General features: G+C 34.3%; 12 protein-coding genes and 3 pseudogenes. 9 read left to right on the forward strand and 6 right to left on the reverse strand.

Annotation, left to right across the window (positions count from 1 at the left end; all coding sequences use genetic code 11):
- Positions 1 to 152: 152 nt before the first annotated feature.
- Positions 153 to 1,168: pseudogene (locus tag ACFZP3_RS05300) on the reverse strand (IS110 family transposase).
- A 223-nt stretch (positions 1,169 to 1,391) separates the two neighbouring features.
- Here ACFZP3_RS05300 and ACFZP3_RS05305 point away from each other — a divergent pair.
- The 3 genes and pseudogenes from ACFZP3_RS05305 to ACFZP3_RS05315 form a co-directional block, all read left to right on the forward strand.
- Positions 1,392 to 1,595, forward strand: a pseudogene (locus tag ACFZP3_RS05305) (transposase); the annotation flags it as partial.
- 65 nt (positions 1,596 to 1,660) lie between these two features.
- Positions 1,661 to 2,522 (forward strand): IS630 family transposase gene (locus ACFZP3_RS05310; RefSeq protein WP_386086489.1). Its coding sequence is split into 2 segments (ribosomal slippage): positions 1,661 to 1,986 and positions 1,985 to 2,522, totalling 864 coding nucleotides; the frame shifts between segments, so codons are not numbered across the junction.
- Positions 2,523 to 2,534: 12 nt separating this feature from the next.
- Positions 2,535 to 2,879, forward strand: a pseudogene (locus ACFZP3_RS05315) (transposase); the annotation flags it as partial.
- Between the two features lie 85 nt (positions 2,880 to 2,964).
- Here ACFZP3_RS05315 and ACFZP3_RS05320 read toward each other — a convergent pair.
- Together ACFZP3_RS05320 and hemE are read right to left on the reverse strand one after the other, a co-directional pair.
- Entirely contained in the window at positions 2,965 to 4,158 is a 1,194-nt protein-coding gene (locus tag ACFZP3_RS05320; protein ID WP_264687845.1) for a pyridoxal phosphate-dependent aminotransferase, read from the reverse strand.
- 69 nt (positions 4,159 to 4,227) lie between these two features.
- Positions 4,228 to 5,244 (reverse strand): uroporphyrinogen decarboxylase, encoded by a 1,017-nt coding sequence (hemE, locus tag ACFZP3_RS05325; RefSeq protein WP_264687846.1) that lies wholly within the window; start codon positions 5,242 to 5,244, stop codon positions 4,228 to 4,230.
- A 402-nt stretch (positions 5,245 to 5,646) separates the two neighbouring features.
- Between hemE and ACFZP3_RS05330 the strand changes: the two genes are divergently transcribed.
- Positions 5,647 to 6,465: a transporter associated domain-containing protein gene (locus tag ACFZP3_RS05330; RefSeq protein WP_386086992.1), complete on the forward strand. Its 819-nt coding sequence runs from the start codon at positions 5,647 to 5,649 to the stop codon at positions 6,463 to 6,465.
- A 71-nt stretch (positions 6,466 to 6,536) separates the two neighbouring features.
- Here the strand turns inward: ACFZP3_RS05330 and ACFZP3_RS05335 are convergent, their stop codons facing one another.
- Both ACFZP3_RS05335 and ACFZP3_RS05340 read right to left on the reverse strand, forming a co-directional pair.
- Positions 6,537 to 6,791 carry a hypothetical protein gene (locus ACFZP3_RS05335; RefSeq protein WP_386086993.1) on the reverse strand — a complete coding sequence of 85 codons (255 nt, stop codon included), beginning with the start codon at positions 6,789 to 6,791 and terminating at the stop codon, positions 6,537 to 6,539.
- Between the two features lie 104 nt (positions 6,792 to 6,895).
- Complete coding sequence (locus tag ACFZP3_RS05340) at positions 6,896 to 7,189, reverse strand: hypothetical protein (protein WP_253307226.1); 294 nt, start codon at positions 7,187 to 7,189, stop codon at positions 6,896 to 6,898.
- 133 nt (positions 7,190 to 7,322) lie between these two features.
- Between ACFZP3_RS05340 and purM the strand changes: the two genes are divergently transcribed.
- Positions 7,323 to 8,360 carry a phosphoribosylformylglycinamidine cyclo-ligase gene (gene purM, locus ACFZP3_RS05345; RefSeq protein WP_253307225.1) on the forward strand — a complete coding sequence of 346 codons (1,038 nt, stop codon included), beginning with the start codon at positions 7,323 to 7,325 and terminating at the stop codon, positions 8,358 to 8,360.
- Here purM and purC read toward each other — a convergent pair.
- On the reverse strand, positions 8,357 to 9,079 hold the full coding sequence (gene purC, locus ACFZP3_RS05350) for a phosphoribosylaminoimidazolesuccinocarboxamide synthase (RefSeq protein ID WP_253307224.1): 723 nt from the start codon (positions 9,077 to 9,079) through the stop codon (positions 8,357 to 8,359). The two genes, purM and purC, sit on opposite strands and share 4 nt — an antisense overlap.
- 74 nt (positions 9,080 to 9,153) lie before the next feature.
- Here purC and trmD point away from each other — a divergent pair, with 74 nt between their 5' ends.
- The 4 genes from trmD to ACFZP3_RS05370 all read left to right on the forward strand — a co-directional run bounded on the left by trmD (position 9,154) and on the right by ACFZP3_RS05370 (position 12,529).
- A complete protein-coding gene (gene trmD / locus ACFZP3_RS05355) occupies positions 9,154 to 9,864 on the forward strand; it encodes a tRNA (guanosine(37)-N1)-methyltransferase TrmD (RefSeq protein ID WP_264328690.1) in 711 nt (236 codons plus the stop codon).
- The gene (rplS, locus tag ACFZP3_RS05360; protein WP_386086994.1) at positions 9,848 to 10,225 is read left to right on the forward strand and encodes a 50S ribosomal protein L19; all 378 of its coding nucleotides are present in this window, start codon (positions 9,848 to 9,850) and stop codon (positions 10,223 to 10,225) included. Before trmD ends, rplS begins: the two co-directional genes overlap by 17 nt.
- Positions 10,226 to 10,474: 249 nt before the next feature.
- Entirely contained in the window at positions 10,475 to 11,725 is a 1,251-nt protein-coding gene (pstA, locus tag ACFZP3_RS05365) for a phosphate ABC transporter permease PstA (RefSeq protein ID WP_386086995.1), read from the forward strand.
- Between the two features lie 6 nt (positions 11,726 to 11,731).
- Positions 11,732 to 12,529: a phosphoribosylformylglycinamidine synthase subunit PurQ gene (locus ACFZP3_RS05370; protein WP_386086996.1), complete on the forward strand. Its 798-nt coding sequence runs from the start codon at positions 11,732 to 11,734 to the stop codon at positions 12,527 to 12,529.
- Positions 12,530 to 12,909: the final 380 nt, after the last annotated feature.

Genomic DNA, 12,909 nt, shown 5'->3' on the forward strand with positions numbered 1-12,909 from the left:
ATTATAGTTAGTGGATATGTTGATAAGTAAATTAGTTTTATACGCACAAAACAGATGAAGTTTACTTATCAACATATCCACTAACCAACAACATTCAATAAATTTGTGTAAGATACCACTTTACATAAGATAGATAGGAAGCATTTTTGATTTTAAAGTACTAAACCTTCAGTCAACCTCCTAGCCCTGTAGTTTTTGATATGGTTAGGATCAAAAGCACTTTTGGATGTCAGAATACCGAAAATGATATGGAGTAGCTTACGCATTGCAGCACCAACGATGGCCATATTATGCTTACCCTTTTCCTTTAATCTTTGGCAAAAGCTCATAATGATAGGATTGTGATTCTTAGCTACTATGGCAGGAAAGAAAAGTGCCTTACGTAATGTTTGTGAACCGGATTTACTTAATCTGGGTTTGGCATATACAGAGGAACCTGACGTCATATTTCGTGGTATAACTCCTGTATATGCTGCCAATTGCCTGGCATCTCTAAAAACCTCTATATCAGAAACTTCAGCTAAAATAGCTATTGCTGATTCTTCTCCTATGCCTGGAATAGTCAATAGAAGTTGAAAATTTTCCAACAATTCTTTGTGTTGATTTAATAGTTCACGTACGGAGTTTTTTATTGTTTCTATTTTTTGAGCTATATTCATTGCAAGGTCTTCCCAAGCATTTGCAACTTCTTTAGGCAGTCTCTCTTTTTTTTCTAAGTGGTTATTTACTAATGTTAACTCATCTTTTAACGCAACTGAGCAACGATAAAGATGTTTTAATTTTTTCATTTCAGGAGAAGGTGGTGTCCAACTAGAAGGTTCCTGTCTTTGGCAATAATCAGCAATAACTTCTGCATCGGTCTGATCATTCTTTTGTCGTATCAGCTTACTCCTTGCATAAGATTTTATGCAATAAGGATTTACAACACTTACAAAATGTCCAGCATTGTGTAGAAATTCAGCCAGTGCTTCGCTATAACAACCAGTAGATTCCATGCAGGTTTTTACTTTTTCTACATTATGTTTGTGTAGAAAATTCAGTAGACTTTGAAACCATCGTTCTTAAAGCTTCTTTTTCTAGTTTCACGCTTTCCTTTTTTGCTTATAAATGAGAGAAAAACATCAAAGCGATCTTTTGATATATCTATGCCCAAAAAGTTGTTGATCATATATAACCCCATACGTTACCATTAAAAATGAAAAGTAAGGCTAGTCTTGTGAATACAGAATTAGAACCATTCAGGTCTTTCTACGATACCTTCCAGCCTATACTTTTGAGAAGGGAATTCTTATCTCCTCTACAGATTTTATATCTAAGAAGAAGCACAGAGTTCCTCCCTTCTCCACCTAATGCTTAAGCTTAAAACATTAGATGCTTTTGACAAGATACAAGTAGAAGATATCCTTATTGCCTGCGTTGATGGGCTGAAAAGCTTTCCTGCAGCTATAAACAGTGTCTTTCCTAATGCGGAAGTGCAGATGTGTATAGTGCATCAGATACGCAACTCACTGAAGTATGTGGCCAGTAAAGATGCGAAGAGTTTTTTGAGCGATTTAAAGAAGGTATATCAAGCTTCAAGCAAGGAAATTGCCGAGAATTATAGCTCTTCTCATAATAATCCAAACAAGTTAAGATATGGATTTATGGTAGTGGGGTTTGTATGCCAGCAGCGTATAGTTACGATTTAAGGAAAAAAGCAATGGAGGCATTGGATGAAGGAGAAAGTAGAGCAACTGTTGCAGAGAGATTTAAAATTGGAAAAACGACTCTATATGAGTGGCAGAAAAGGCGTAAGGAAACGGGAGATTTTCAGTCAAAAAAGCCTGGAAGCGTAGGATATAACCATAAAATTACTGACTGGAATGTTTTTACCAAATTTGCAAAAAACCATGGTGGCAAAACTCAGTCAGAGATGGCTAAACTCTGGGGTAATATCAGTCGACAAACGATTCACCGCGCACTTAAAAATATTGGATTTACAAGAAAAAAAGACCTACGGATATAAAGAAAGAAATGAAGGAAAGCGAGCTCAATTTTTAAAGGTTATAGCAACAAAACGTCATGAAAATCTTGTATATATTGATGAATCTGGAATAGATAATACAGAAGACTACCCATACGGATATTGCAGAAAAGGAGAGAGGTTTCATTCATTAAAATCAGGTAAAAAAACTCAGCGTGTCAGTATGATTGCAGCTCTAAATAAAAGGAAGATCATTGCTCCATTGACCTTTGAAGGATACTGCAATAAGGATGTTTTCGAGGCTTGGTTTGAGCAGTTTTTAACTCCAATTTTAAGGTCTGGCCAAACTGTAATTCTTGATAACGCTACATTCCATAAATCTAAAAAAATAGATAATCTTGCTAGAGGAGTTGGTGCTGAAATTCTTTATCTTCCTCCATATTCTCCAGACTTTAACGAAATTGAGCATAATTGGTTTGCTATAAAGAATAGAGCTAGAAAAAATATCCCTATTTTTAAGTCTTTCCGTCAAGCTGTTGATTCTGCTTTTTTATTCTGACTATTATGAGAAGAGCTATATCTGTTGGAATTGGATGAAAAATGGGGCACAAAGTACCCTATGGTTATAAAATCTTGGCAGAATAATTGGGAAAACTTGTCTGGTTATTTTAAGTATTCTGGTCCAGTTAGGAGGATAATCTACACCACCAATCCCATAGAGGGGCTACATAGGCAAATTAGGAAATTCACTAAGACCAAAGGCTCATTTACCAGCATAAATGCCTTGTATAAGCAGGTATATTGTGCTATAAAGAAGGCAGAGGAAAAGTGGACGATGCCTGTACATGATTGGGCATTAACTATCTCTCAACTTGATGTTTTATTTCCTGGCAGATTGAAAATTAAGTTGAACTAAAAATGCGGTTTGACACAGTTTATTTAACACTCCCTTAGTGAATATTTTTGACGCGGTGAAATGGGTAATTTATGGATAGTCTATTTCATTTTAACTCCTGGCACGCTTTAGTAATACTATCACATCCAATTTCTAATTGTTCCTGAGAGGTTGCATAAGAAATTCTGATAAAATTTTCTAGACCAAACGCAATTCCTGGAACCACAGCAACTAAATGATCCTCTAGCAGGTATTCAGTGAAATCAAGATCATTATTTATTACTTTACCACTTTTTGTACTCTTACTGAGCAATCCTTCACACGAGACAAATAAATAAAATGCGCCTTGCGGAATGGATGCTGATAATCCCGGAGCAGAATTTAGCTTTTTCACCATAAAATCTCTACGACTCTTAAAAATCCTTGTTCTTTCTTTCAAAAAACTATGGTCACCGTTTAATGCTGCTGCTGCTGCTGCTTGTGCTATCGAATTTGGGTTAGAAGTGCTCTGAGACTGCAGCGTAGAGATAGCTTTTACTACATCACTTCTACCTGCAATATACCCTATTCTCCAGCCTGTCATTGCATAGGCTTTTGACACTCCATTGACTACAAAAACTCTGTTGTAAAGCTTTGGCTCAACCTGAGTGATAGTAAAAAACTTTTCGTCGTATATTATATGCTCATAAATATCATCTGTAACGACATTCACATGTGGATATTCAAGCAATATTTGTGCTATGTCTTTCAATTCATCATATGTGTACACAACTCCTGCAGGATTGTTCGGTGAGTTAAGAATTAACCATTTAGTTTTTTTAGTTATCCTGCTTTTCAATAATTCCGCTGTCAGTTTAAAATTTTGTTTGCATTCCACTACAACTGGTAAGCCCCCAAAAAGATTTACCATATCAACATATGAAACCCAATAAGGAGCTGGAATAATAACTTCATCTCCAGAGTTAATTGTTGCCATAAACAAATTGAATAACACCTGCTTAGCGCCAGTACCAACACAGATTTGGTTAAACGTGTACTCGAGGTTATTATCCCTTCTTAACTTATTAATTATTGCTTCTTTCAGCTCACGCGTTCCATCAACAGCAGTATACTTAGTTTTACCTTCACTTATTGCTTGAATAGCTGCTTTTTTTATATGATCTGGAGTATCAAAATCCGGTTCTCCTGCAGCTAAAACACAGATCTTTTTTCCTTTATTTTTCAACTTATTTGCCTTATCAGTTACAGCAATCGTAGGTGATGGTTTTATTAGGGACATTCTTTTTGCAAGGTCTGACATATCTTACTGAAGCTAAATTCAAATGATAAACCCTGTACAGCAAAAAAGCTAGGAATTTTGTGTATTGTATTAGTAGCTTTTTACCAAATTCACCAACGCAGTGATATTTTCAACTGGAGTATCAGGGAGTACTCCATGTCCGAGATTAAATATGAAGGGTGAATCTCTAAAGCAATCTATTATACGTTTTGCTTCTTTTATTGCTTCCGTTTTATTATAGGCTAAAAGATTAGGATCAAGATTTCCTTGTAGAGGGATTTTTAGATTCGCTTTCGCCCATTCTATTGGGACATTATAATCTATACTTACTGCAGATACACCTGTTTGTTCGCAGTAATCCTTATAAAGATTTCCAGCAGACCTTGGAAATCCTATTATTGGAAAATCAGAAAATCTATCCTTTATTGCCAAGGTAATTCTCTTTGTTGGTTCGATAACATATTCTTTAAACAATGGTTCCGATAATGCACCAGCATTACTGTCAAATAGCTGAATAACATCTGCTCCAAATTCTATCTGTTTAATTAGATAAATAATCGTTGCTTCCGTTATTCGTTCAATTATTTCCTTCAAATACGAAGGGTAAAAATTTAATACTTTGGAAAAAGTTTTGCTGCTTCCACCTTCTATGATATATGAAGCTACTGTCCATGGGCCACCAGCAAATCCTATAAGAGACTTTTTTTTTGATAGCTGACTTCTGACTTTCTTTATAGCGTTTAGAATTGGTAAAATTTTAGCTTCAATGTCTTGTGGACTTTTCAATTCTTTAGGATTCTTTATAGGTTTTATTCTCGGGCCCACATTGCGCAGGAAATTCACGTCACAACCCAAAACATCAGCTATTATTAAAATGTCTGAAAAAATTATCGCCGCATCCACGTCAAATCTTGTCACCGGCTGTAACGTCAATTCTGTCACTAAATCTGTGTTGTAGCATATCTCCATAAAATTATTCATATTTTCCACTGCTTTGCGGTACTCAGGAAGAGACCTGCCAGCCTGACGCATTAGCCAAATAGGCACTCTTTCACCTGGCTCATTTTGTTTGATAACTTCTACTATTGTTGTTTTGCTGCTTTCCAATCTATTTTATCTATTTTTCTGTATACTAAATTATAGTAGTAATAATAGTTCTATCAACAACTTGTTACTAACTTAAAATTCAGTAAAAATTGGCGTTGTTTAATTTGTGGATAAATATGTTAACAACTTCTATATGCTATTGATTTTCTGTTATGATTTATGTGTATAAGTAAGATGTTCAGAGTGTCAGTAATTTTCTTTTATGGAAAACATTTTACCATCATGCATTGTTACATAACTATGTATATGTCGTTGAAAAAACTGTTGATCAATTGTTGGTATTTTATATCAACAAATAATTCACAAATTAATTTGACATTATTCACATGCTTATTAAACATTTAATAACAGTTTTCTTGATAAATCTGATCTGAAAACGTTTTTGCCATTACAGGGAATAAATTGAGTAAAAAAGGAACCTTAGTAGAAAAAATAGCATATAGAATTTTTCTCTTCCTTTTCAAAAAAGCTTCTGTGTTGAAAAAGTGTGCGACTGAAGCATTAATGAAAGATCTGCCAGACCTTAATATATTTAATGGTCTATTAAAATTCCGCGATTGTGGTATAATGGATATAATGACTCCACGTACAGAGATATGCGCAGTAGACATTGAGTCAAGCGAGCGTGAAATAATAAAGAAGATAAAAAACACTTGCCACACTAAAATACCAATTTATAGAAATAACTTTGATAACGTAATAGGCTTTTTTTATGTAAAAGATGTTATTTTTAATAGGGATAAAAATTTTAATCTGAGAAATATTATACAAAGCGTAATATTTGTTCCGCCCTCGATGAAGACAACTAATCTTTTTGTTAGGATGAAATCTTCTAAGTCATACTTAGCTATTGTATTGGATGAATATGGTGGAACTGATGGTTTAATTTCAATGACCGATCTTATAGAGGAGCTAATACCAAACATTGATAGTGAGAACGAAATAAATTCAGAATATACCATTACTGAATTGTCTCAAAATAAGTTTGAAGTGTCAGCAAGGGTTCTTATAAAGGATATAGAAGAGGATCTAAAAATAGAATTACGTGACCTTGAAGAAGACTATGTTACACTTGGTGGTTTGATTCTTTCGATTGCTGGTAAAGTGCCTTCTGTAGATGAAGTCATTAAATATAAAAATGGTATGAAGTTTATAATCAAAGATGCAAATGAGCGCTACATTAATAAAATAGTACTAGACTTAAGTGATTACAAAAATTAGATTTGGTACCCCTTGTCGGGGAATGTCTTGCCTTGAAACGAAGAAAAAGTTGTAATAACCAAATATGCAACTCAAGGTATAGTTAAACCTATCTCCAGCAAATTATTTTCGCAAGTACAATGCATTTCAGTTTTATAGTACTCTAATAATAAAGAGGTCATATAGATATTAATATCTTTTGTATTTAAATTAGTGTCATTTTTTTTGATTAATTTGTCTACTAATGATTTGCTTATTGGTTTGTGTTCATTTAGAATTTTTATAGTTAATAGCATTTTATCTTCTGTTTGACTCAGTAAAACAGACACTAGTTCAACTTCCGCCACTGCGCTGGCTATAGTTAGCACCATATTAGAAATTATCTTATTTATCTTTTCAATTAAATCTTCCTTATTTTTTGCAGAGTATGCGTCTATTTTCCACGTAAGCTTTACTTTTTTTTTAATAAATAATTTTCGATATTAGATTTGGTCTGATCAAAGCTGTAATTATCTGCTGAAGAAGAATATGCCTGCTTCATAACTTTATGTTTATATATTAAATCATCGGAGCTTTCTTTAAGAAACGACAACGCTTCCTTCTGCGCATCAGCATCGTTCTTATCTATTACTTCAAGCTCTTCTAAGCCAAACATTATTCCATTCATAGAGTTAGCAAAGTCATGAAGCAGCCGTCCTGATAGCAGCTCCGTTATTAACAGTATGTTTTTGATGTTTTTGTTCATTGGATAATTATAAATGATTTAAGTTACCCTATATTGGTAAACATATAATAGTCAATTAAGAGAAAGTTTCGTTGCACTTTTTATATCAAGGCATTAATATAGTATTAACAATTTTAAAATTTATAGAAGGATTATGAATACTTATATCAGATCAGGAATAGATCTTGAACTATATAATAAGTTAATAAAAGAAGTCAAGCCTATTGCTCAAGAAACTACTAGAGAAGAAGTAATCAGCGAAATAGGTTCATTTTCTGCGTTGTTTGATTTTGCTGCACTAAGTAAGAAATATGACCATCCAGTACTTGTTTCCTCAACTGATGGAGTAGGTACGAAACTATTGATAGCTCAAGAAGTGAATAGGCATGATACTATAGGTATAGATTTAGTTGCAATGTGTGTAAATGACTTACTTGCACAAGGAGCAACGCCTTTATTTTTCCTTGATTACTTTGCAACAGGTGTTTTGAGCAAGGACGTTTTATTATCTGTGGTCCAAGGCATTGCAAAGGGGTGCAAGCAAGCTAAAATAGCATTGGTTGGTGGGGAAACTGCAGAAATGCCTGGAATGTATGATAATAATCACTATGACCTTGCAGGGTTTGTGGTTGGTGTAGTTGATCGAAAGCAAATTCTTCCAAACTGTAGCATGATGAAAGTAGGTGATTATATAGTTGGCTTAGAGTCAAGTGGAATTCACTCAAATGGGTTTTCTTTGGTGCGCCATATTTTCAAAGGCTTAGGTATAAATTATAACGACTCATCTCCATGGAATAATCAGCTTTGGAAAGAAGTGTTGCTCGAACCAACAAAAATATATGTTGATTCTTTGTTGCCTATTATGCCAAAGGTAAAAGGCATTGCACATATAACAGGTGGTGGCTTGATAGATAATATTCCGCGGATTCTTCCAAAAAACTTATTTGCAAACATAGACATTAATTCCTGGAAATGGCCAGATATATTTTTATGGCTAACAAAGGAGGGTAAAATAGAGAAGAAAGAAATGCTAAAAACATTTAATTGTGGTATTGGCATGGTATTGATCGTAAGTCCTGAGAATATGCAAAACGTGAAAAATCATTTCCAAAAACGTGGAGAAAAAATTGAAATTATTGGAAAACTTGATGAGGCATGTAACCCTCCACTTGATAGAGTAGTATTTAGTTAGTCTAACTTTACTGACAGTCTTTTTGCAACTTCTAGGTACGCTTCCTTTAAATCTCCTAAATTCAAACGAAAGACGTCTTTATCTAGCTTTTTATAAGTATTTTTATCCCATAACCTGCAGTTATCAGGGCTGATTTCATCGGCTAAAATGATTTTAGTACTGTCATTTATTAATCTGCCAAATTCTAACTTGAGATCAACTAAATATATACTTGCATTTGAAAATAGGTGGACTAAGATTTCGTTGATTTTTAAAGTTGTAGTTTTAACTTCATCCATTTCTTTGCTAGATAGCCAATCAAAATACAGTATGTGATTTTCATTCACCATTGGGTCGGCTAGGTCATCATTTTTGTAAAAAAACTCGATTATAGGAGATGTAAGTGCCTCACCTTCTTTGATATTAAAACGTTTGCAAAAGCTGCCAGCTGCAACATTTCTAACTACCACCTCAAGAGGTATTATCTTGAGCTTTTTGACTAGCTGTTCTCTTTCGTTTAGAGTTTTTATAAAGTGCGTGCTAGTTCCTGCTTCTTCAAGCTTTTCCATGATAAAAGCACTAACATGATTATTAATTATTCCTTTGCCCTCAATAATTTCATATTTTTTCTTATTGAATGCTGTAACATCATCTTTAAAGTGCTGTATAACAGTTGATGAGTCTTCAGTTTCAATAATGGCTTTCGCTTTACCTTCGTATATTGTTTTATTCAGTGACATGCTTAATTTAACTATATATTATATCAATTTACTGTTCTTAGAGTATAGCTCCAAATAACTTAAAATAAACCTTAATGGCATTCAATGTTACAATATTAACCATATTTCCAGAAATGTTCCCTGGGTTTTTGAACTATTCTCTTGCCGGAAAAGCGTTAGAAAAAAAAATATGGAACCTTGAAGTAATAAATATTCGTTCTTTTGCGAAAGATAAACATTCAACTGTGGATGATGTTCCATATGGAGGTGGAGCAGGAATGGTTATGCGTTCTGATGTAGTTGGTGATGCAGTAGATAGTATGCTCTCTGTTCATAAAAACACTAAGTTTATTTACATGACTCCATCTGGAACTAAGTTTAATCAGAATATTGCCAGAGAATTATTAGAGTTTCCTCATATAACAATATTGTGTGGTCGATTTGAAGGTATTGACCAAAGGATAATTGATGCGTATACTCCTTATGAATTAAGTATCGGAGATTATATACTTTCAGGAGGTGAGCCAGCTGCGATGGTGGTTCTCGATGCATGCATTAGACTTCTTCCAGGTGTAGTAAATAATTCCGATAGTATTATTGAAGAAAGTTTTAGTTATGATGGTGGTATGCTTGAATATCCTCAATATACTAGACCTGAGCAGTGGAAGGGATATAAAGTACCTGAGGTTTTGTTATCTGGCAATCACAAAAAAATAAGTGATTGGAGGCAGAAGCAGTCTCATGTTATAACAAAAAAGCGTAGGCCTGAATTATTGAATGGAGAGATAAATGACAAATTTACTTAAAAAATTTAACGAACAGCAAATGCAAGTGTTAGCTAAAGAAATACCAGAATTTCGTCCTGGTGATGATTTGAAGGTCACTTTTAAAGTAGTTGACGGTGCAAGTGAACGTATACAGATATTTAGAGGTGTATGTATATCAAAAAGGAACCGCGGGTTGCATTCTTCTTTTGCAGTCAGAAAAGTGAGCCATGGAGAAAGTATAGTGTCTCAATTTTTTGTTTATTCTCCTGCACTGGTTTCAGTGCAAGTGACAAGAAAAGGAAAGGTTCGTAGAGCAAAACTGTATTATCTATGCAAACTATTTGGAAAAGCTGCAAGGATCAAAGAGCATACTACTTATGTTAAAAAGAAATCTAAGTAGATACAATAGGGAGTGATGTCAATTGTGTCATCCCAGCACTTCCCCAGTGTCATCCAAGTAGCTGATACTGGGATCTACCTTATTCTATATCATGGATGTTATTTTTAGCATGGAGTCTGTTACCAATTGCCTGATTTGTAAATATTTTTATAACTGGATTCCAGTGTCAAGCACTGGAATGACATCAACGTTTATTAAACTGGACGTTTGTACAGCTGTGGGCTTGACGATAGGATCCAGGGAAAATAAATGAGTATAAAGAAAAAATCCCTTAAATTACTTCAGTCAAGGCGTGTACATGCTCGTATAAAAAGGAAAAATAAAAAGAACAGAGCGTTACGCTTTTGCTCTTTCACGGCACTAGTTATCTCACTTGGCTGTCCTGTGTGTATATTGTTGAGTATATTAGTTAACTCTTACAGTGCCTTAACAGTAACGAAAATTTTATTGCCAATTGAAATAAGTGCTGATCTTACTTTAACAAATAATCCTAGTGATTTGCGGTATAAGTCCATTGGCTTACTCAACGATTCTTTACGTAAGGTGTTTAAAGGAACTGATTTTAAAGACAGTGACGAAATTTTAAGTCGTAATTCTTACAAAGAACTAGAGAAATTTTTTCGTAAGAAAGTAAAAGATAGTGGTGAATATGAGATCTGGTTTACCGCGTCAAGTATAATTAATTCAATAAATAAAGATAAACATTTGAATGATCGTTATGCTAAATTACTTGATTGGCTAAAAGAAAAGAGGAGAGTGAAAAAATTTTTTAATAAGTCTTTATTCCTTAAATCTGACTCTCGTGAACCTGAGAATGCAGGGATTTTAGGGGCATTTATCGGTTCATTAATGACAATTATAGTGTGCATAGCATTAGCATTACCAATAGGAATTATGTCGGGCATCTGTCTTTACGAATTTATGCCTAAAAATAGGCTAATGACTAATATTGTAGAAATTAGCATGAATAATCTTGCTGCAGTGCCTTCAATAATATTTGGTGTAGTGGGCTTAACTCTCTATCTTGGCATATTTGGGCTACCGCGCTCTTCACCACTTGTTGGTGGAATGACTCTTTCATTTATGATGTTACCTAATATTATAATTGCAACAAAAAATGCCTTTGCGAATGTTCCTATTACGATAAAAGATGCAGCGTTTGCGCTCGGTGCGCCTCACATCAAGGTGATATTAGATCACTCTTTACCGATTGCGTTACCAAGAATAATACATGGTACTGTGCTTGCAATTGCAAGGATTTTAGGTGAATCTTCCCCTTTACTTATGATAGGTATGGTGGCATTTATTGCTGATACACCTACGTCCTTTTTCGATCCGGCGACTGTTCTGCCTGTGCAAATATACATATGGTCAAGTAGTCCTGAAATTGCATTTATTGAACTTGCTGCTATTGCAATTATAGCTTTATTATTGGTGTTATTTGCGTTAAATTTAGTAGCAAATTTTGTAAAAAAGAAATTCGAATTTTTTAATTTTTAGCAATTCATGAAAATCACAGTCCTATCTGGTTATGGCTTAAATTGCGAAAAAGAAACCGCATTTGCATTTATGGAATGCAGCAGAAAACTTGGTATTAGTAATATTGAAATAAAAATCGTTCACATTAATGATATCATAGATAATCCAAGTGAACTGAAATTAAGCAATATACTTGCAATTCCAGGAGGTTTTTCCTATGGTGATAACACTGGTGCTGGTAATGCGTTTGCTTTACGTATTAAAAACAACTTGTTGGATGAGTTTCAAGAGTTTTTATCTCAGGACAAGCTGATTATAGGAATATGTAATGGTTGTCAGATATTAGTAAAATTAATTCCAGAGTTCTCTAGTCTAGCTTTAATCCATAATGATATAGGCAATTATCAATGCCGTTGGATTAGAGTGGGAGTTAATCCGCAGAGTAATTCTGTTTGGCTACGGGGCCTGAGTGAACTATATCTCCCTATTGCTCATGGGGAAGGCAAATTTTTTATGGATCAAGATATTTTGAACCAATTGATTGAGAGCAATTCCACCGCATTACGTTACATTGATGAAAATGGCAACTATGCTAACCTACAATTTCCTTACAATCCGAACGGATCTACATACGACCTAGCAGCTTTATCAGATAAAAGTGGAAGAGTGCTAGCTTTAATGCCCCATACAGAGAGGGGAATATTTTTTACTCAGCAAGATAATTGGCCTCTTGAAAAAGAAAAGAGCAAGCGTTTAGGTATTGCTGTGCCAAAATATGGTGATGGAATGCTTATATTTGAAAATGCACTAAAGTATTTTTGTTAAAATTTATTGGTAGGGGTTTATGGTCGAAATTATCCCCTGATATTGCAAAAAATTACTTTACAAGTTTCGCCAGTCCCCTTATTATGATAATAAGGGTATTTATGACTCAAAACTTGTTTTTGACCTGCAGGCTCAATGACAAAATTCAGTAAAAAACTCAGGGTATTTATTGGCGGATTACATAAAATTATAGCGGCTGCATGTCTTTTTTATTTTTTCTACATTCAGCCAAATCGCACTTATTTTAAGCGTTAGCACATTATTACAGCGCCACTTACAGTAATATAGAGTCAAAACTCGCACCACGGGAGTTCTTTGCCTTTTTTTTTATTTGGTAAATTTCTTAATGTTTGTAGCTAAAGCAACTTAAGAGACCGAAA

Source organism: Wolbachia endosymbiont (group A) of Norellia spinipes (genome assembly GCF_964273535.1).

Bases quoted from the DNA above. Each gene is read 5' to 3' on its own strand.
- ACFZP3_RS05320 (WP_264687845.1), bottom strand. From the start codon at position 4,158: ATGTCAGACCTTGCAAAAAGAATGTCCCTAATAAAACCATCACCTACG.
- ACFZP3_RS05340 (WP_253307226.1), bottom strand. From the start codon at position 7,189: ATGAACAAAAACATCAAAAACATACTGTTAATAACGGAGCTGCTATCA.
- purM (WP_253307225.1), top strand. From the start codon at position 7,323: ATGAATACTTATATCAGATCAGGAATAGATCTTGAACTATATAATAAG.
- purC (WP_253307224.1), bottom strand. From the start codon at position 9,079: ATGTCACTGAATAAAACAATATACGAAGGTAAAGCGAAAGCCATTATT.
- trmD (WP_264328690.1), top strand. From the start codon at position 9,154: ATGGCATTCAATGTTACAATATTAACCATATTTCCAGAAATGTTCCCT.
- rplS (WP_386086994.1), top strand. From the start codon at position 9,848: ATGACAAATTTACTTAAAAAATTTAACGAACAGCAAATGCAAGTGTTA.
- pstA (WP_386086995.1), top strand. From the start codon at position 10,475: ATGAGTATAAAGAAAAAATCCCTTAAATTACTTCAGTCAAGGCGTGTA.
- ACFZP3_RS05370 (WP_386086996.1), top strand. From the start codon at position 11,732: ATGAAAATCACAGTCCTATCTGGTTATGGCTTAAATTGCGAAAAAGAA.